Genomic DNA, 18,723 nt, shown 5'->3' on the forward strand with positions numbered 1-18,723 from the left:
TGGAAAATATATCTCCCATTATCCGTCATCTTGTATTTGACAGACTACTAGGCCGGCTTTCGGAATCACGCGCGGTATATCACAATCAACGCGGCGCACTGAGCGAACAACATTACCTTCTCGTAGTGTTCGATACACAGTATCTTCGGAGATGCCATATATTTGAGCTATTTCTTGGACTAATACCCGACGAGATGGACTGCGCGGTGGTAGTTGTTCTAAGCGACGACGAAGGTCTACGATGGCATCAATTGGTATTTGTTTCTTTGGCATCCTATGATTTCTCCACCAATGTATTGTGGCGTGGGTGGAGATGTTTGCGTGACAACCAATCGTAGAGTGTGGAAGGTGAACAATCAACTAGTTTCGCAATGGAGCGTTTGCTAATGCCTTTGGCTAAATAACTGCGAATTTCTGCTTCCCTTGTGTCCAGTTTCAAATGTGTGGATTGTCGTCCTTTGGGTCGCCCTAATGTTTTTCCTTCAGCTTTCCGTTTGGCTAGTGCTTCGGTTGTTCTGAGTACAATCAATTCCCGCTCGATTTCTGCTGCCAAACCTAAAACCGTTGCTGTGATTCGACTTTGCATTGAGTCATCCAGTACCATTCCTTGTTTGGCGATATGGACATTGATTCCTCGGCGGACGCAGCACTCCAGCATTTCTAGTACTTGTAGGGTGGAGCGTGCCATCCGACTCACTTCTGAAAAAATGACTACATCGGATTCAAGAGCAGTTTGATTCAGTAGTTGTCCTACACCTCGCTCTACCCATTTCTCCCGTCCAGAAATTGTGTCCTCTACAAACTGGATGGGACTTAAAGCATGGATGTTGGCATATTCTAAAATGCCATGTCGTTGGTTGTGTACGTCTTGTTTGTCGCTGGAGACCCTCAGATAAGCATAAATGGCCATACCCGAATGGCTGTCGGTTTAAACAGCTTTATAGATTTAATCGAACGGTATTAGTTCAAATTAAACCACGAAAAGCGTACATATATGTCCAGTATAAAAGTTCTTATAATTTGGACACTCTTGAGGCGATAAATCTCCTAACCCAATCACCGCAGGGGTTACGGCTTATTTGCAGTTAATGTGGTTTCATTTGCAAATAATGTGGTTTGTTTGCAAATAATGTGGTTTCATTTGCAGATAATGTGGTTTTGAGACCCCTCTTATTTGCAGATAATGTGGTTTGAAAATTGCCTTGTTTGCAGTTTGAAGCGTTTATGTTTGCAGTTCGCTACATGTAGCTGTGCGGGTACATGATGAATGCAACGGTTCTAATGTCTTTGGCTCGGATATTTGCACCTGTCGTCCTTATTTAATACAAGGGATTGAGGTGTGTATCCAAACGGCACAAGAAGGCGGTGTGGGAATTATTGCCCAACAAAAATCATCCCATTAATCAGCAACGCCCAAATTTGAAGTACTTACCCGATGGAGATGGCGATTAATAACTATTTCCAATCTACTTAAATCATAGGGTTTGGTAATATAATCATCTGCACCTGTTAAGCAAAGACAATTCATATTTTGTGCAGAAGCTAAAGGTATTACCGAAATTATAGGAATAGTTGCGGTTTTTTTGTTGTGTTTGAGGTAATCAATTACTTGACTGCTATTTAAATCACATAACATCATATCTAAAATAATTAAATCAGGTTGATGAGTTTGTGCTAATATCATTCCCCTCAATCCTTTGGTGGCACAAATACATGAGAAATTTAATTTTTTCAGGTAAGAATCTAGCAGTTCTAAGTTATTCAGATTTTGTTCTACAACCAAAATTAACGGTTGTTTGTACATAAATAAATAGTCGCTCTTTCAGAAAGGTCATACACCCAGAATTAATTTTTTAGGTGGGGATGTACGAGGTTTCCTTCAGGCGGCAGAATGCGGCTTGAAATAGACTAGCTCGTATCAAGTTTACTAGGTTGTGTGTTTACACTCAAATTGAGGGTAGATGTTAACAAACTAGTAGTTATGTCAAGCAAATACCACCATGAACATCATAAATTTAAATTGAATCAAGCAGTAATTTTTCGTAAATAAAGTATTAATTTTTTACTAAAAGCTTAACAATACTTAATCTTAGAAAAAGTAGGCAAGTCAGAACAAAGTTGGCATGAAACAGAATATATACTGAAAGCTAGGAAAAACAACAGTAAATATACGCTCATACTTTGCCGACACCATTAATCAAAGCTATTGACAAACTTCGTGCTGATCCTGGCTGCGGGTAAATCTACCCATATGGGGATAGGAGTCCGATATATCAGAAACATCTGTTATTTTAGACACAGAATCAAGTTACTTGAATAATTGCCTACACCATCTCAAATGCTACCTGACGACTTTGTAAAAAATCATGGGTGAAATGGTCTACTACATTAGTATCAGCAAGCTCTAAATTATAAAAATCCACCACCTCATGCTCAAAATAGGGGCCAGCGTGCCAAGTTCCTTCGTGCAACTTAATAAAACAGTTGCCGGGAATGCGGAAAGCTGCAATTTCTGCTAATACTGGTTCTTGCAAGTCATTATGGGGAGGACAAACTGCAATTAACCAATCCTTACCCTCCAAAGACCCTAAACATTGCGTACATTGCAAATGACGAGTAATTTTATGAAACTTACGCCCTCTTTTTTCCAGTCTCATAATATAAAAGCGCGGTGTTCCATTGTTTAAATTTAATTGGGCATCTTCTACACCAAAGTTTTTACCATCTGGGCTAGGAAAAATTACTTGTCCATAACGCCGAAAATTTTCTGAATTTATCCATTCAGGTTGTAATTGCTGTACTGTTTGTGATGTATTCATAATTAATTTTATTAATTTAAAAATCAAATTTTCAGAATCATAAAACTCTGTATTTTTCTCTTACTCTTCTTCTTCGTGTACTACAGCCCTTGCAGGCATCACTACGCGCGTGCGTACTTTGCGGCTTGTAAAAAAAATAACTTTGATAACGCAGAAGAAAATTGCTATATTGCTATAGTGGAAATTCAATTTTACTATGACAAACACCCCTTTTCTTAAGACATCTGGCTGAAAAGGTGCTGATATTATGCCTAATTCCTAAACTTGATCTATGCCAATTTATGTTTACTGGGGTGAAGATGATTTTGCAATTGAAAAAGCGGTGACAACATTGCGCGATCGCATCCTTGATCCTCTCTGGACAAACTTTAACTACACCTTATTATCTCCCGATCAACCAGATGCGGCAATTGCAGCATTAAATCAAGTCATGACACCAGCCTTTGGCGCTGGTGGACGTTTAGTTTGGCTAATGAATACTACCCTTTGTCAGCATTGTCCAGAAAATGTCTTAGCAGAACTCATACGCACCTTACCAGTCATCCCCGAAAACTCATTTTTATTACTTACCAGTCGCAATAAACCAGACGAACGCCTCAAATCCACAAAACTGCTGAAGAAACTAGCTCATGAGTTCCGCGAATTTCCCCTCATTCCACCCTGGAAGACAGAATTGCTAGTCCAGTCTGTCAATCAAGCGGCTCAAACAGCAGGAGTAAAACTAACTCCCCAAACTGCGGAATTTTTAGCCCAGGCTGTAGGTAATGATACAAGGCTACTGGATAACGAAATTGAGAAGTTACGTCTTTATACCTCAGATACCCGTAAACCTTTAGACGTAGATACAATTACGCAATTAGTCAGAAATACTACACAAAATAGCCTACAATTGGCCACAGCAATTAGAATGGGAGATACAGCTAAAGCCTTGACTATTTTGGCGGATCTCATGAATGCTGCTGAACCGGGATTGCGGATAATTGCGACTTTGATTGGACAATTTCGGACTTGGTTATTGGTAAAGATGGCTATAGAAAGCGGTGAACGTAATCCTCAAGCGATCGCCCAAGCTGTGGAAATTAGCAACCCCAAACGTATTTACTTTCTACAGCAAGAAGTCAAATCACTTTCTGTGCAACAACTAATCTCCTGCTTACCGCTACTGCTAGAGTTAGAAGTTAGTCTCAAACAAGGTTCCACAGAAGTCTCGGCATTGCAAACCAAAGTAATAGAACTGTGTCAAGTATGCCAACACGGATATTAACTATAAAAATTTATCTCAAAATTTAATTGACATCTGGTTGCCTGGAACTTCTCGCTCCTAAAATAATTCAAAGCCATTAACATCTCCCTACTATGGTTCTGTGTCATACACCTTATGAAAAGAATTACTAATTTGTTTTGCCAAAATCGCTTGTCACATCTACTTTCCCAAAGCTTATTTTTCGGCATGATTGCCACAGCTAGTGTGGTTGGCAGTTTAACTTTCAGTAGCAAAGCCGGCGCACAAACAGCATCAGTTAACAATGCTGATATTGACAGCTATGCTCAAGCTGTGTTGGCAATGGAAACACCCCGTCAACAAGCCTTTGAAGAAATTAAGAGATTAGTTGGGAGTGGAGATATGCCGAGGATTGTTTGTAACGATCCCAACAGTATGAGCGCTTTACCACGCAAGGCTCAAACCATCGCCGTGAATTACTGTAACCGCTCTCAACAAATAGTCGAAGAAAATGGTCTGAGTATTGATCGGTTTAATAATATTACTGTTGAGCTACAAAATAACAACAACTTAAAAAGACAAGTTTACAACAGCTTAATTCGTCTGCAAAAAACTCCAGAATCTCGGTAATATAAACGCATGAAAATAGATACCCCCGGATTTAGCCGAGGGTGAGGATTATTTATTGTCAAATAATCTTCATGACACAACATTTGTAAGTCAGGCCGGTTCGCTGTTGTCTAACACACCCATAAATCCAAAAGGATCATTAAGATTATTCGTCATGATTCGCTGGGAATCAAAATTGCAAATTCCGTACCCTCTCCCACAACAGAATTTACTTCAATTATACCGCCATGTTTTTCTTCCACAATTTGCCGGGCAATAGCTAGTCCTAAACCAGTACCTTTACCAACTTCTTTTGTCGTAAATAAATGGTCAAATATTTTTTCTTTGACTTCTGGACTCATGCCTTTACCGTTATCACTAATTCTGGTATAAATTTGGTTTTTAGTAACCCCTGTGCGGATAGTAATTGTTTGGGGATGAGCTTGGAGTTCGGTAAATGTACGCATTTGTGCCATCTCGTCAAACATATCAATGGCATTGGCCAAGATATTCATAAATACTTGGTTTAATTGACCGGGAAAGCATGGGATTAACGGTATTTCACCGTATTCTTGATAAATAATGATGGCAGGACGATGTTCGTTAGCTTTAATGCGGTATTTTAAAATCAGTAGGGTACTATCAAGACCTTCATGCAGGTTAGCCGTCACTTTATGATCAGTGTCAGCACGGGAAAAGGTACGCAGACTAGTACTAATGGATGTGATACGGTTAGTTGCTCCCGTCATCGAATTGAGTAACTTGGGTAGGTCTTCAATCAAAAATTCTAAATCAATATCTTTGGCGTTTTGTTGAATCGGTGCGACTGGTTGGGGATGGTGTTGTTGATAAAGTTCCAGATGTCCGATTAAATCCTGGATGTATTCTTGAGCGTTGCTAATACTACCATGAAGAAAACCGATAGGATTATTAACTTCGTGGGCAACTCCGGCAACTAAGTTACCCAGAGATGCCATTTTTTCATTTTGGACAATCTGGAGTTGGGTTTGTTCCAACTGTTGAGCATAGCCTTGGGCTTGTTGATAAAGTCGGGCATTTTCCAGAGAAATAGCCGCTTGAGTACATAAGAAGTTGAGAATGAGAATGCGATCGCTCGTAAATACACCACTGGTTGAGCAATTCTGTAAATACAAAATGCCAATTAAGTTGCCTTGATTGAGAATCGGCAAGCACAATACACTTTTGGGATGTTGCTGAATTAAATAGTCATCAATGATAGCCAAGTCTGTTTTCAGATGATCAATTACTACTACTTCTTGGGTGTGTTTGACATACTGAATCAACTTCAAGGGTACATTAGCATTGCTCTCTAAGGTTTGGACACAAAGTTTTGTGGTTTCTGGTGTAGCAATGGCTTTCAGGTACCAGTTACCATCACTATGGGGCAAAATTAAAACACAGCGATCGCCTCCTGAGTTTTGTAGAATCACCTGAGTCAGTTGGTGTAGCAATTCATCCAATTGAATGGTGCTGGAGAGGCTTTGAGAGGCTTTGAGAATGGCTGCAAAATCTAGAGCAGTATTGATGCTAGAGCTAGAAGAGCGACTGGCTTTGGTGGAGGCGTGAATCGAAACATTGGAGGTAGAAAGAGAAGCCAGGGTTTCTAGTGGGTTGAGGGTTGGCGCTGCTTGCTGGAGAATGGGGCGCAATAAGTGGGGGTAGCAATGTTCTAAATCGTCTGTTTTTGCTTTAGCTCCCCAACGGGCGTAGCAATAGTAAGCTTCTTGCATGTAACCTGCTGCAACTTTTTCTTTACCCCAAGCCAGGTAAAACTTAGCTGCTAGCTCGTTACTGAGGGCTTCTTCTTGGAGATAGCCGTTTTCTTTAGCTCCGGCAATGGCGCGATCATACCAATCCCCGGCTGTATAGTTTTTGCCTAAAACCCGATAGGTTTCAGCTTCTACAAGTTGGAACTTGTGCAAGTAGTTCATGGGAGCATGGTATGCCCATATCTCCATAGACTTTTGATTGGCGGTAATCTTCTCTAAAGCCAGAGTTTTTTGTGCTGTATCTCCACATAATGAAAGCAGACTGAGGGATTGATAAAAATTCTTTAACGGAATAATCAATAAACCAGCAGCACCCTGTTCATATGCTTCAAATTTTCTAGCATATTCTGTGGCACTTTGCTCATCTCCAAATAAATAAGACAGCAATAGTTTTGCTAAATAAACATAGCAAATTCCATTGACATTGTGACTTTGGATTAAAGACGGTAAAGTTGTAACTTCATTAAAACAGGAGCCAATCAGCAGCGTGGGATTTTCTGTTTTGCCCCGGAGATTGATGACAGTTTGTCGCCATGTATTGGCCCAAACTAAAGAAACTTCTTGCTTGATATCTTCTATGAGCAGGCAATATTTATTCGCTTCAGATTCGGCAAATTCAAGATTGTCTCCAGTCCAAAATAAAAACTGGCAATAGCAATTTGCACAATATCCCACATATTCTAAATCGCCATTTTCTAGCCCGCTGGTAAGACCTGCTAAAAATACAGGTAGAATGGAACGAATTGAGTCTTGCCAATGTTTAATAAACAGAGCAAAAGTCAGATTAACTTTACTAGTTAATTCTTTGGCTTGTAACTTATCTAAAATAATAGTTGCTAGTTGACCAAATTTATATCCCCGTTCAATTTCTCCAGTGGCACATAGGAACAACCCATAAAGACTATAGGCGATCGCTGCTTGGGGAGAGTTACCATATTGAATACAGATTTTCACCATCGTGAATATCTTTAAGGGTAACAACTCAGGTTTGGCTAAATACACAGAGGCAAATAAACCAACTAAAATCCGCAGCGCCGCCGATTGCTGCGGCTCGTCCAAATTCGGTAAATCGGCTAGGTTTTCAATGGGGCGATCGCCTAAAATAATTTTTAACTTTTGGTGTTCGGCAAGCATTGTTTCAAAATCACAGGCGTGAGGGAAATCTACACCCAGGAACCCTAAAGCTTCTCTGCCTACATCTATGGCTTCTAGTAATTTATTTTGTGCTGTGTATGATTGAATTTGAATTTCATAAACTTTAACTTTATCTAAGGGATTTTTAGCATATAAAAGTGTTTGTTGAATGAGATTTGTCGAAGTATCAAAATTAGTATTTAAATATTCTGACTCTGCCAATAATTCATACAATTTCAAAGTGAAATCATATTCCTGTTGCCAACTATCTGGATTTAAAAGTTTTAAGGCTGTGTTTAAATAATTAACAGCAGCATTATACGCCGTAGCAGCTTTAGCCTTATGTCCAGCCATCAAGTTTAACTGAGCTAGTTGCTCTCGTTGAGATGGTTCATCAATCAATTCAATTCCCATATTTAGCTGATTGACAATATCAAAAATGCGGCTTTCTCTAGCTACTGCCAATGTATTAGTCAATAGTAATTGTCCAATCTTGAGGTGAGTTGCTTGTTTTTGCGGCTCAGGAATTAGGGAATAGGCAGCTTGTTGGACGCGATCGTGCAAAAAGCGATAAGTTAAATTAACAGACTGATCGTTAATGATTTTTTCGGAATCTGAATGTTCTGCACTATCTGACTGAAAGAACTTATAAACCTGGCTAGTGGGCAAAATCAATTCATCTTGCAGGGCTTTCCATAATGCTATACCAGCATTAGTTTGAGACTGTTCAGAAACAATGGCCAAGGTTGCTAAATCAAACTGGTTACCTATACAAGCTGCTAACTTGAGGATATTTTGGGTTTCCCTGGGCAATTTCTGCAACTGCTGCGCCATAAATTCCACCACATCATCGGTGAGGGATAGGGCGTTGATTTGGACAATATCACATTCCCAACCCCCTTGACTCAGGGGGGACTGAGGGGGGTTAAAGGTAATCTCTCCGTCTTCGTGTAACGCTTTGAGAAACTGCGTAATAAAAAAGGGATTGCCTTGAGTTTTGCGATCAATTAACTCTGTTAGCGGAAGCGATCGCTCTGTCGCACAATGTAAGGTATCTGCCACCAATTGATTGGTATCACTCAAGGTGAGGGGAGCGAGGGTAATTGTATTGACAGTCTTGCCAATTTGCTTCAGTTCCTCCACCGTCAACATCAACGGATGTACAGGTGAAACTTCATTGTCCCGATAAGCACCCAACAACAGCAAATTCCCCTTATCCCCCATCAGCAGTTTAATCAACTGTAGAGAAGCTAAATCTGCCCACTGTAAGTCATCCAGAAACATGACTAAAGGATGTTCGGCTGTTGTCAAGACTTCAATAAACTTTTGGAATAATAAGTTAAACCGATTCTGGGCGGCTGTTCCCGAAAGATTTGGTGCAGGTGGTTGTTTGCCGATAATTCTTTCTAATTCAGGAATCACCTCAATTAGAACTTGTCCATTGTCTCCCACAACTTCCAGAATTTTGGCTCGCCATTGCGCCAATTGCGCGTCAGATTCCGATAACAATTGCCCCATCAAATCCCCCAGGGATTGGACAAAGGCAGAAAAGGGAATGTTGCGATTGAACTGGTCAAATTTACCTTTGATGAAATAACCGTGCTGACGGGTAATGGGTTTGTGGACTTCATTGACAACGGCAGTTTTACCAATACCTGAAAACCCGGCCACCAAAATCATTTCTGTTTTGCCATTGGATACCCGCGCAAAGGCATCTAGCAATATCTGAACTTCTGCTTCTCGCCCATAAAGTTTTTCAGGAATGAGAAAGCGATCGCACACATCCCGTTGAGCAATGGGAAAATCTATAATTTTGCCAGTATTTTTTAATTGAGATAAACAAGTTTCTAAATCCTGCCTTAATCCCAAAGCACTTTGATACCTATCTTCGGCATTTTTCGCCATTAATTTCATGACGATATCCGACAGCACTTGGGGAATCTCTTCTTTGTTTCCTAATGTAGTCGGCATTTTCGCCAGATGACAATGCACCAACTCCATCGGGTCATCAGAGATAAATGGTAATTCTCCGGTTAATAATTCATAAAAAGTCACACCCAGAGAATAAAAATCACTACGGTAATCAATCCCTCGGTTCATTCTGCCAGTCTGTTCTGGGGCAATATATGCAAGGGTTCCTTCTAAAACATTCGGGCTTTTGATTTCTAGGGTTTCTTTGGGGAGTAATGAAGCGATACTAAAGTCAATTAGTTGAACTTTTTTTGTTTCTGGATGAATTAAAATATTAGCAGGTTTGATATCTTTATGAATAATCCGATTTTGGTGTAAATCGTCGAGAATATAGCTTAATTGGATGGCGATGTCCAAAAATTCATCAAGGGGAAGATTATTGATTTCGATATAAGCTTGTAAAGAAATTTCCCCTGTATCTGCCATTACTAAAATATAACCATTACCATAATCTTCTAAAGATAAGGGATGAATAATACCAGGGATAGTGAGACTTTTGCCAATGGTGTATTGGTTGCGAAATTGTAATAACTCATTGCAGCTAGGATATTCAGAAGCTAAAAGTTTGATGACTACTGCCAGTGCATCTTGCTGGCGAATAGCTCGATATACTTTGGTTCTGGAGCCTGCATACACTTGTTCGCTAATTTGATATCCGGGGATGATAGGGGTGCGGCTCGCGGTAGTCATTTATATTTACCTCATGGTGCAAAATTGTCTTTGCTTCATAAGGTTAGTATTCCCATAAACTCCTTAAATACATCAAAAAAAATACCCCCGAAGTCGAGGGTAAGAATTAATTATTAATGATGCCTAATTAATAACTATTAATCATTTTCACTGTCATTCATTAAATGTTTGACCTCGTGACGAGAAATTTTGACTTTTGTGCCATCAAATTTAGTGAGCGTGAAAAAGTTATCTTCGTTATAAGTAAGTGACTGCTCTTGCAGAAGTCCAATTGCTATTTGTTCACCTAGTTTGACTGATTCAGTATAATCAGTGCGCCAGTGAACACCAGCCCCATCACGACCAAGTGAAATATTGGCAGCCACTTTGTTCAACTCACCACCGACAGTCAGTTTTCCAGCATCAGCGCCAGTGTATGCCACTAGTTCTGTACCATCTGCATTGGGAACCACTGGCTGGGTAATTACAGATGATTCATCAAACCAAGCTTTGAGAATGGTCACACAAGCACCGGCTACCGTAGCATGTCCAGCACCATAGGCGGGATGGGTAGGAGAACCTTCAGGAAATGCCATTGGTAGTAAATAAGTACCATAGAGGTTATGGACTTTTTCCAATGCACTGGAGTTAAGAATCTCTTGATCAATCGGATATTTTGCCCTTCCAGTCAGATGGTTATGAATTAGTCCACCAAATGCTTCTGGACGCAGGCGGCGATGCACATACCATTTTTGGAACCATACAGCTTTGAGGGCGCGGGTTGCCACTTCAGTTACTAAACTGAGAACGTGTGGCCCACCGAAGGTGCCAAATCCAATTTGATTTTTCGAGTTCTTATAGGGGTTACCCTCATCCTCTGGGGCATTTAGCCCTAAAAGAATCAGACAAGCATTTAGGTAAGCTTCATAGAGAGCATCGACGTGGACATACTGACCGATATCTCGAATGTTGCGGATATAGCGGCGTTGTGGATCAAATTTATCTTGACCTGATTTCCCGCCGTTCTGCACATTTAGCCACTCGTCATATTCAGTCATGTAATTAATATCTGACACGACAGTTTCCTGTCTTTGGGAAATTGTCAGGGAACCGTAGGGAATATCCTTGAGCAAAAACTGAGAAATGTAAGGGCCAACTAAATCACCAGCATAATTACCTCGAAAAAGAGTCTCTGGGGTAATTTTCCCGCCTACCTTTGGCCCCTGAAAATCAGAAAATTGGGATAAATCTGCGATCGCTTCTGCTACTTCTGGACTTTGGTTAAAGTCAGTAAAGTTAATATCCCGCAACAGCGCCATCCAATAAACTTCCGCCGCTTCCCCTGAGTTGAGAGGTGAATCAATGCGGGGTGCTGGAGAGATAGTAATTGCATGACCGTCAGGCCCTTGTAGGTCAAAACCTAGCCCAGCTTGCGGATTAGTCAACGGGCGACCTTTGCCCAGAGGAATAGCATCAAAGTCTTGTGGTTTGCCGCTTTCTAAAGCTTTGAGTAGGGCTTTGTAGGCTTTGGGGTCTACTTCACCCAGTTCATTGTGTGGCAAACCTTTGGAGAAGTTAGCAATATAGTTAGGTGATCCATCTGCACCCCGATATTCCTGTTCTTCACCATTACAAACATGGTCTTTAATCCCTCTGTTAAAGGCAATTTGGGCTGCTTGACGGCGGATTGTGCGAGATGACTGCTGCCGTTGTTTCTTATTTTCCGGTCCCAGTTCCTGACAGTCTGGACGCTCTGGACGACCTGGACGTTCTGGACGCTCTGGACGCTCTGGACGCTCTGGACGTGTTGGACGCTCTGGACGCTCGTTTTTCATAATGTGAAGTTCCTTGAGAATTTTAATAGAATGAGGCAAAAAAACTAATAAGTAGATACGCCTGAAATTCCCGATATGCTTGCCTAGTAGGTCTAACGAGACTGTTTGACAATATTGGAAAAGTAGATTTATACAGTCCGATGCTGGAAAATCTCAGTTATTCAGGTTAGATAAGCACAGGTTCTTTTCAAACTTGAATAACTTGTGTTTGTTGAACACACCGATATCTACTAATTGCCTGCACAGCATTTCGGAAAAGTTGGGATATTTTTCCCAAAGTTCCTAAAAACCGCCCCAGAAGGGACGGACACCACCACCTTGAGAAAGATTAAAGCTCCTTAACATTCCGTTACAATAAAGACATCGAGAGGAGTTAAAGCAAATCTCTCGCGTATTAATTTAAAGGTGTACGGCATGAATGGCACAATTCGCGTTGGTAATCTCTTCGGGATTCCCTTCTATATCCATCCGTCGTGGTTTTTAGTTCTGGGCTTGGTAGCTTGGAGTTATAGCAGTGGACTAGCGGCGCAGTTTCCCTGGTTATCTGGGGGATTAACTTTAACACTGGGATTGATGACAGCGTTGTTGTTGTTTGCCTCTGTCGTCGCCCATGAATTAGGACATAGCTTTGTCGCCATTCGCCAAGGAATTGATGTTAAATCTATTACATTGTTTATCTTTGGTGGCTTGGCTAGTCTAGAAAAAGAATCAGAAACCCCAGGTGAAGCATTTTGGGTAGCGATCGCCGGGCCGTTAGTTAGCCTACTATTATGTGGTGTCTTTACAGTCATTGGTGTCACCACCGCAGCCACAGGAGCAGCCGCAGCTATTCTTGGTGTTCTCGCTTCTGTTAACTTGGCATTGGCATTATTTAACTTGATTCCTGGCTTGCCCTTGGATGGTGGTAATATCCTCAAGGCTGCTGTGTGGAAAGTTACAGGCAATCCTTATAAGGGTGTAGCTTTCGCCAGTCGAGTGGGACAAGTATTTGGTTGGGTAGCGATCGCCTCTGGTTTAATTCCCCTATTATTCTTTGGTAGCTTCGCTAACTTCTGGAATTTGTTAATCGGTTTCTTCTTGCTACAGAATGCAGGTAACTCAGCGCAATTTGCCAGAGTGCAAGAAAAATTCACAGGTTTAACAGCAGCAGATGCGGTAACTCTCAATAGCCCTATTGTTTCTGCCGATCTTAGCCTCAGAGAGTTTGCTGACCAACGAATTTTAAATAATCAAGACTGGCGACGATTCTTAGTCACTGATGAAAGCGGAAAATTGGTAGGTGCAATCAATATTGATGACTTGCGAATCATTCCCACAACCCAGTGGTCAGAGACTCCAGTTAGAGAACTCATGAAACCCATTGCCCAAACTACCACAGTGACATCAGATCAACCCCTGTTAGAAGTAGTGCAACTACTCGAACAACAAAAGTTATCTGCACTGCCTGTGATTCGTGATAACGGTGTATTGGTGGGAATTTTGGAAAAAACTGCGATTATTCAACTACTGCAAAATCCGACTCAACCAAACCCTGTATAGTTATTAATCTTTAACAATACTCCCTCAGCATTTGGGGGAGTTTTTTTATGAAGAGGTAATGTCGTGTTATCACCCAACGGTTAGACTGGTTAATAATTACAGGGTGAAATATTCATGATGAGCGATCGCGACTACACATTAATCATTGATAAAAGCGGTAGTATGTCTACCCCTGACCAAGTTGGCGGTAGAAGTAGATGGGAAATAGCCCAAGAATCTACTCTGGCTTTAGCCCGAAAGTGTGAACAATTTGACCCCGATGGCATTACAGTTTATGTATTTTCGGGCAGATTTAAACGCTACGACGATGTGACCTCAGCCAAAGTCGCACAGATATTTCTAGAAAATGACCCATCTGGAACCACAAATTTAGCCAGTGTACTCCAAGATGCCTTCAATAATTATTTTCAACGCAAAGCCGCCGGTAAAAGTAAGCCCAATGGCGAGACAATATTAGTAATTACTGATGGCGAACCCGATGACCGCCGGGCCGTATTTGAGGTGGTGATTCAAGCCACTCGCCAGATGGACAGGGATGAAGAATTGGGCGTTTCGCTTATTCAAGTAGGTTCTGATTCCCAAGCTACGAAGTTTCTTAAAGCTTTAGATGATCAGTTGCAAGGCGTTGGCGCTAAATTCGATATTTGTGATACGGTCACTTTAGATGACTTAGAAGATATGAGTCTCGCAGATGTCTTAATGAACGCGATTACTGACTAATTCGTTGAGTAAATGGAGAATTGAAATGCTAGAAAATCGAGACTATACCCTAATTATTGATAAAAGCGGTAGCATGGCCACCCCAGATCAAAAAGGTGGTAGAAGCAGATGGGTATCAGCCCAAGAATCTACTTTAGCCTTAGCTAGTAAATGCGATCAATTTGATCCAGATGGCATCACTGTTTATTTATTTTCTGGTAGATTTAAACGCTATGAGAATGTGACAGCCGGCAAAGTCGCACAAATTTTTCAAGAAAATGACCCTTCGGGATCTACAGATTTAGCTGGTGTGTTAAAACACGCAACTGATGATTATTTTCAACGCAAAAGTGCGGGTCAAATTAAGCCCAATGGGGAAATTATTTTAGTTGTGACTGACGGTGAACCAGATGATCGAAAAGCCGTAATGAAGGTCATTATTGAAGCTTCTCGCAAAATGGATCGGGATGAAGAATTAGGTATTTCTTTTATTCAAGTGGGTACAGATGCCCAAGCTACCCGCTTCTTAAAAGTCTTAGATGATGACCTGCAAAGTGCTGGAGCTAAATTTGATATTTGCGACACCATTACAATGGATGATATGGAAGATTTGAGTTTATCGGAAGTGTTATTGAATGCTATTACGGACTAGGGGCTAAGGGCTAGAATGTACCTAGTGTATTTGGGAACTACTATGTATGGATTCTCTTGATAAGCTGTTAGCTCAACTTAAAGCTGAATATGATGAAGATGAACCCACTTTACAACATTCACAGGTGGCTAAATCTTTTAGCACCCAAGAGTCTAAATCATCATCTTTAATAGACAACCTTTTAGCAGAAGTTAAAGCTGATTTTGCAGTCCAAGATGCAGCTGAAGAGTTAAAAAAACAGCAAGAACTAGAACAAGAAAAAATTCACCTAGCACAAATTAAAGCTCAACAACTAGAAACTTTAAAAGTTGAGGCAGTAACATGGTTAGAAAATTTAGATCCTTTCTCATCAGAAGGACTGTGGTTTGAAAGATTTGCTCAAGGTTATCCCTCGAAATTAGAGGCGGCTATTGAATATTTAAAAAGCAACTCATAAATTCAAAATATACTCAAATACACTACTCGTTAATTTGTGAAAAGTGTTCAACAGCCCAATTATGCATAGCATAAAGAATAGGTTTTAAACTTTCCCCCATAGGTGTTAGTGAATATTCTACCTTTGGGGGGATTTGTGCATACACTTCTCGATGTATAATTCTGTCTTCTTCCATTTCTCTTAGTTGCTGTGTGAGCATTTTTTGGGTAATTCCTGGCAAAGCTCGTTGTAATTCTCCAAAGCGTTTTACCCCAGCTATTAGTTCTCTGATAATTAAAACTTTCCAGCGTCCACCAATTACCTTCAGTGTGGTTTCAACTTCACAAGTGAGTCTGTTCTCGTGTTGTAATTCAGCTTTCATAGTTACTTTTGAGTAAGTATCTTACTTTGAAGTGTCTACTTTTCATATTAACTTTAATCGATTTAAATTATATTGAGTAACTTTTTTGCTCTTTGATTTTTATTGCTTTATTGCATAGCCATCAACGTAATTCTTTTGGAAAAATTTAATTATGGCAAATATCCTGCACATCGATACTAGTCCCCGTGGTGAACGCTCTATTTCACGTCAGCTTTCCTATGAACTGATCACATCTTGGAAAGATACTCATCTCAATGATACAGTCACATACCGAGATTTAGGTCATCATCCTGTACCTCATGTAGATGAATCCTGGATTGCTGCTGCTTTTACACCACCTGATAACCGCACACCCGAACTCACAGAAGCCATTAAGTTATCCGATAGCTTAATTGATGAATTTCTCGCGGCCGATCGCTACATCTTGGGCGTACCCATGTATAACTTTAGTATCCCCTCGAAGTTGAAAGCTTACATTGACCAAATTGTCCGTGTAGGGCGCACATTTGCAGTTACCGACAATGGCTATCAAGGTTTAGTAGATAGCAGCAAAAAGGTATTAGTTATTACTTCCCGTGGTGGTAGTTATCGCCCTGGAACACCTGAAGCAGCTTATGATTACCAAGAACCTTACCTCCGTGCAATTTTCGGGTATATGGGACTGACAGATGTTACCTTTATCCATGCTGATAATTTAAATGCGGGTGATGATTCCCGTGCAAAATCTCTAGCCGCAGCAAAAGAGGCGATCGCCCAAGCCGTGGCTAACTGGTAACGTTAAATATGGGGGTTTTCGCAACCCCTCTTATAAGATAAAACTCATTCACACATTTAACCCTATGGTTCAGTCTTCTAATAAACGTATGACCTTAGAGGAATTTCTTGCACTTCCTGAAGGTGATATTACATATGAATTTGTTAACGGTGAAGCTGTACCCAAATATAAAGACAATGAAATGTCTCCTAAATTTTTTCATTCTACGGTACAAAAATATTTACTGATTCTTCTAGACCAATATTTGAATAATCAAGGGCGTGTGGTGGTTGAATGGGCTGTTAAATTAAAACTGGATCATGAAGATTGGATGCCCATACCTGATTTAACTTATATTTCTTATAGCCGTCTTGCAGCTGATTGGTTACAAGATGAAGCTTGTCCTGTCGCACCAGAATTAGTAGTAGAAATTATTTCCCCTGGTCAAACATTTGGTGAAATGACTGAAAAAGCCACTGATTATCTTAAAGCTGGTGTTGATCGCGTTTGGGTAATTGACACAAAAGCTAAAACTATAACTATATTTGCATCATCTTCTGTTCCTATGACGTATCGAGGTCATCAAATAATTACTGATGATTTGCTACCAACATTAGAAATTACCCCCCACGCCATCTTTCAACGTGCTGGAATAAATACCTAAACTCCCACACCGAAAACGGTAATTGAGAAGAAATGATAATTATATTTGTAATGCTTTAAACCAGCGACTAACAACTGTATTAATGGTTTGTTTAATTTGATGTTGGCGATACCATTTTTGAAAAGCTATTTCATACTCTTCACCTTTAGTTTGAAAAGTATTCCAAACATCCAAACCTAATGTTAGTCCACAAAATAATAAAATATACAATGACCAAGTTAGACCGCCACCCGTAACCAAATCTAGCATGATTAAAAAACCATTGACGATCGCATAATTGCCAACGCGTTTTTTAAATCTGCTGATACGGTAAGTCTTAAATGCTTGCCGCTGCTGGATTTCGCTGCATTGCGATCGCCAGTCTTGTTCCGCCAGATTTAAAGAACTTGGTGATATATCCAACTCCGTAGCAATTTCCAACAGTTGCTCATAAGAAAATTCTTTATTTTGATCATCAGCTTGACGAGCGATCGCTAACTGGAGAATACGCTGCACATCCTCTTGACTATAAGAATGGAGGCTTTTAGGTTCTGTTGTCATAATTATTTTCTCTTAATGTGACCTTTACTAAGAACTTGTCACTGACCAACAATATTGACTGGTACTATCCCTAGACTAACAAATTTAGTCATTAGTCATTGGTTATTAGTCATTGCTAAAAACTTTCCCCAGTCCCTAGTCTTTACTCCCCACGCCCCAATCTCCATGACGCAAAGCGTAAATATCCTGGATAACTTGCACCCAACCATTAGAAACAGATTCGAGGATGCGATCGCCTTTTTCTTTAGTTGCGGTTGTAGCATCGCCAATGACACCACTTTTACTGATATCTTTTGTCACCCAAGACACAGGTAACTTCCCCTCTAAACTTAGTAAACTGCTTTGTGTTGGTTCCGGTGGATACTCAGCAACGGCTTGATCCATTTTTACCTGTTCCGGCAAAATCGCCAGCATAATACTAGTTTCCGCATCTCCCGCGTGCATTCCTTGGGCTGCTTCCTTGGGAGTTAATAATTCTTTAGTAATATTAGGCACACGCCAAGTAAACAGAGGAAACACCAAAAAGTCTTCATACTTAACGTGCAAATCTCGCGCCGCCATTTGCATCACCTGGGGTTGTCCACCGTGGGAGTTCATCAACACCAATTTTCTAAACCCAGCACGGTAAATACTTTCACCCATTTCCATAATGGTTGCTGTCAAAGTTTCCGTACTCAAAGTAATCGTTCCCGGAAAATGCCAATGCTCATTCGATTTACCATAATAAAGAGTAGGTAGAGCATAAGCGGGAATGCTAGCGTCCAACTTTTTCAGGGCCTCTCCCAAAACTCCTACACCAATGGCAGCATCGACAATCAGCGGCAAATGAGGGCCATGTTGTTCAATTGCCCCAACTGGTTGAATGATCACCACATTTTCCTTATTTGGCATAGCCTGGATATCAGTCCAAGTGAGGTAGGGAAAAAAGCGTTCTGGGGGAATAAAGCTGTGCATTTTACTACTGTCGCGTCATTTTTATGTTACCGGGAAATGGGGGGAAGAGGCAGGGGGGCAGGGAGCAGGGAGCAG

17 protein-coding genes and 1 pseudogene are annotated in these 18,723 nt (G+C 40.7%); 9 read left to right on the forward strand and 9 right to left on the reverse strand.

The features are described 5' to 3' along the window. Positions 1-18: 18 nt before the first annotated feature. Both ACM0OS_RS23150 and ACM0OS_RS23155 read right to left on the reverse strand, forming a co-directional pair. Positions 19-273, reverse strand: coding sequence for a hypothetical protein (locus tag ACM0OS_RS23150; protein ID WP_414545529.1), 255 nt, complete (start codon positions 271-273; stop codon positions 19-21). A 1-nt stretch (position 274) separates the two neighbouring features. Beyond that, complete coding sequence (locus tag ACM0OS_RS23155) at positions 275-910, reverse strand: recombinase family protein (RefSeq protein WP_414545530.1); 636 nt, start codon at positions 908-910, stop codon at positions 275-277. A 334-nt stretch (positions 911-1,244) separates the two neighbouring features. Here ACM0OS_RS23155 and ACM0OS_RS23160 point away from each other — a divergent pair. Further along, positions 1,245-1,379: pseudogene (locus tag ACM0OS_RS23160) on the forward strand (hypothetical protein); the annotation flags it as partial. 20 nt (positions 1,380-1,399) lie between these two features. Here the strand turns inward: ACM0OS_RS23160 and ACM0OS_RS23165 are convergent. Both ACM0OS_RS23165 and ACM0OS_RS23170 read right to left on the reverse strand, forming a co-directional pair. Next, positions 1,400-1,804 (reverse strand): two-component system response regulator, encoded by a 405-nt coding sequence (locus ACM0OS_RS23165; protein ID WP_414545531.1) that lies wholly within the window; start codon positions 1,802-1,804, stop codon positions 1,400-1,402. A gap of 520 nt (positions 1,805-2,324) precedes the next feature. Next, positions 2,325-2,819 (reverse strand): ureidoglycolate lyase, encoded by a 495-nt coding sequence (locus ACM0OS_RS23170; RefSeq protein WP_414545532.1) that lies wholly within the window; start codon positions 2,817-2,819, stop codon positions 2,325-2,327. Between the two features lie 271 nt (positions 2,820-3,090). Here ACM0OS_RS23170 and holA point away from each other — a divergent pair, with 271 nt between their 5' ends. Both holA and ACM0OS_RS23180 read left to right on the forward strand, forming a co-directional pair. Continuing rightward, the gene (gene holA, locus ACM0OS_RS23175; RefSeq protein WP_414545533.1) at positions 3,091-4,083 is read left to right on the forward strand and encodes a DNA polymerase III subunit delta; all 993 of its coding nucleotides are present in this window, start codon (positions 3,091-3,093) and stop codon (positions 4,081-4,083) included. A 114-nt stretch (positions 4,084-4,197) separates the two neighbouring features. After that, a complete protein-coding gene (locus tag ACM0OS_RS23180; RefSeq protein WP_414545534.1) occupies positions 4,198-4,671 on the forward strand; it encodes a DUF4168 domain-containing protein in 474 nt (157 codons plus the stop codon). Between the two features lie 152 nt (positions 4,672-4,823). On the opposite strand, the gene ACM0OS_RS23185 is transcribed toward ACM0OS_RS23180, so the two are convergent. Both ACM0OS_RS23185 and ACM0OS_RS23190 read right to left on the reverse strand, forming a co-directional pair. After that, positions 4,824-10,235, reverse strand: coding sequence for an AAA family ATPase (locus ACM0OS_RS23185; protein WP_414545535.1), 5,412 nt, complete (start codon positions 10,233-10,235; stop codon positions 4,824-4,826). Between the two features lie 137 nt (positions 10,236-10,372). Beyond that, positions 10,373-12,049 (reverse strand): vanadium-dependent haloperoxidase, encoded by a 1,677-nt coding sequence (locus ACM0OS_RS23190; protein WP_414545536.1) that lies wholly within the window; start codon positions 12,047-12,049, stop codon positions 10,373-10,375. Between the two features lie 414 nt (positions 12,050-12,463). Here ACM0OS_RS23190 and ACM0OS_RS23195 point away from each other — a divergent pair, with 414 nt between their 5' ends. The 4 genes from ACM0OS_RS23195 to ACM0OS_RS23210 all read left to right on the forward strand — a co-directional run bounded on the left by ACM0OS_RS23195 (position 12,464) and on the right by ACM0OS_RS23210 (position 15,375). Next, the gene (locus ACM0OS_RS23195) at positions 12,464-13,588 is read left to right on the forward strand and encodes a site-2 protease family protein (RefSeq protein ID WP_414545537.1); all 1,125 of its coding nucleotides are present in this window, start codon (positions 12,464-12,466) and stop codon (positions 13,586-13,588) included. A 114-nt stretch (positions 13,589-13,702) separates the two neighbouring features. Beyond that, positions 13,703-14,308, forward strand: coding sequence for a vWA domain-containing protein (locus ACM0OS_RS23200; protein WP_414545538.1), 606 nt, complete (start codon positions 13,703-13,705; stop codon positions 14,306-14,308). 25 nt (positions 14,309-14,333) lie between these two features. Continuing rightward, complete coding sequence (locus ACM0OS_RS23205) at positions 14,334-14,939, forward strand: vWA domain-containing protein (protein WP_414545539.1); 606 nt, start codon at positions 14,334-14,336, stop codon at positions 14,937-14,939. 46 nt (positions 14,940-14,985) lie between these two features. Next, entirely contained in the window at positions 14,986-15,375 is a 390-nt protein-coding gene (locus ACM0OS_RS23210) for a salt stress protein, Slr1339 family (RefSeq protein ID WP_414545540.1), read from the forward strand. 22 nt (positions 15,376-15,397) lie between these two features. Here the strand turns inward: ACM0OS_RS23210 and ACM0OS_RS23215 are convergent, their stop codons facing one another. After that, on the reverse strand, positions 15,398-15,736 hold the full coding sequence (locus ACM0OS_RS23215; RefSeq protein WP_414545541.1) for a winged helix-turn-helix transcriptional regulator: 339 nt from the start codon (positions 15,734-15,736) through the stop codon (positions 15,398-15,400). Positions 15,737-15,887: 151 nt separating this feature from the next. On the opposite strand from ACM0OS_RS23215, the gene ACM0OS_RS23220 reads away from it, so the two are divergent. Continuing rightward, a complete protein-coding gene (locus ACM0OS_RS23220) occupies positions 15,888-16,511 on the forward strand; it encodes an FMN-dependent NADH-azoreductase (RefSeq protein ID WP_414545542.1) in 624 nt (207 codons plus the stop codon). Between the two features lie 64 nt (positions 16,512-16,575). Next, entirely contained in the window at positions 16,576-17,154 is a 579-nt protein-coding gene (locus ACM0OS_RS23225; protein ID WP_414545543.1) for a Uma2 family endonuclease, read from the forward strand. Positions 17,155-17,193: 39 nt separating this feature from the next. Here the strand turns inward: ACM0OS_RS23225 and ACM0OS_RS23230 are convergent, their stop codons facing one another. After that, positions 17,194-17,694, reverse strand: a complete 501-nt coding sequence (locus ACM0OS_RS23230) for a 2TM domain-containing protein (protein ID WP_414545544.1) — start codon at positions 17,692-17,694, stop codon at positions 17,194-17,196. 135 nt (positions 17,695-17,829) lie between these two features. Continuing rightward, a complete protein-coding gene (locus ACM0OS_RS23235; protein ID WP_414545545.1) occupies positions 17,830-18,648 on the reverse strand; it encodes a creatininase family protein in 819 nt (272 codons plus the stop codon). Between the last annotated feature and the right edge of the window lie 75 nt (positions 18,649-18,723).

This window comes from Nostoc sp. CCY0012 (assembly GCF_963920855.1).
GTDB lineage: Bacteria > Cyanobacteriota > Cyanobacteriia > Cyanobacteriales > Nostocaceae > Cyanocohniella.

Coding starts and splice junctions, on each gene's coding strand:
- ACM0OS_RS23150 (WP_414545529.1), bottom strand. CDS start 273: ATGCCAAAGAAACAAATACCAATTGATGCCATCGTAGACCTTCGTCGT.
- ACM0OS_RS23155 (WP_414545530.1), bottom strand. CDS start 910: ATGGCCATTTATGCTTATCTGAGGGTCTCCAGCGACAAACAAGACGTA.
- ACM0OS_RS23165 (WP_414545531.1), bottom strand. CDS start 1,804: ATGTACAAACAACCGTTAATTTTGGTTGTAGAACAAAATCTGAATAAC.
- ACM0OS_RS23170 (WP_414545532.1), bottom strand. CDS start 2,819: ATGAATACATCACAAACAGTACAGCAATTACAACCTGAATGGATAAAT.
- holA (WP_414545533.1), top strand. CDS start 3,091: ATGCCAATTTATGTTTACTGGGGTGAAGATGATTTTGCAATTGAAAAA.
- ACM0OS_RS23180 (WP_414545534.1), top strand. CDS start 4,198: ATGAAAAGAATTACTAATTTGTTTTGCCAAAATCGCTTGTCACATCTA.
- ACM0OS_RS23185 (WP_414545535.1), bottom strand. CDS start 10,235: ATGACTACCGCGAGCCGCACCCCTATCATCCCCGGATATCAAATTAGC.
- ACM0OS_RS23190 (WP_414545536.1), bottom strand. CDS start 12,049: ATGAAAAACGAGCGTCCAGAGCGTCCAACACGTCCAGAGCGTCCAGAG.
- ACM0OS_RS23195 (WP_414545537.1), top strand. CDS start 12,464: ATGAATGGCACAATTCGCGTTGGTAATCTCTTCGGGATTCCCTTCTAT.
- ACM0OS_RS23200 (WP_414545538.1), top strand. CDS start 13,703: ATGATGAGCGATCGCGACTACACATTAATCATTGATAAAAGCGGTAGT.
- ACM0OS_RS23205 (WP_414545539.1), top strand. CDS start 14,334: ATGCTAGAAAATCGAGACTATACCCTAATTATTGATAAAAGCGGTAGC.
- ACM0OS_RS23210 (WP_414545540.1), top strand. CDS start 14,986: ATGGATTCTCTTGATAAGCTGTTAGCTCAACTTAAAGCTGAATATGAT.
- ACM0OS_RS23215 (WP_414545541.1), bottom strand. CDS start 15,736: ATGAAAGCTGAATTACAACACGAGAACAGACTCACTTGTGAAGTTGAA.
- ACM0OS_RS23220 (WP_414545542.1), top strand. CDS start 15,888: ATGGCAAATATCCTGCACATCGATACTAGTCCCCGTGGTGAACGCTCT.
- ACM0OS_RS23225 (WP_414545543.1), top strand. CDS start 16,576: ATGGTTCAGTCTTCTAATAAACGTATGACCTTAGAGGAATTTCTTGCA.
- ACM0OS_RS23230 (WP_414545544.1), bottom strand. CDS start 17,694: ATGACAACAGAACCTAAAAGCCTCCATTCTTATAGTCAAGAGGATGTG.
- ACM0OS_RS23235 (WP_414545545.1), bottom strand. CDS start 18,648: ATGCACAGCTTTATTCCCCCAGAACGCTTTTTTCCCTACCTCACTTGG.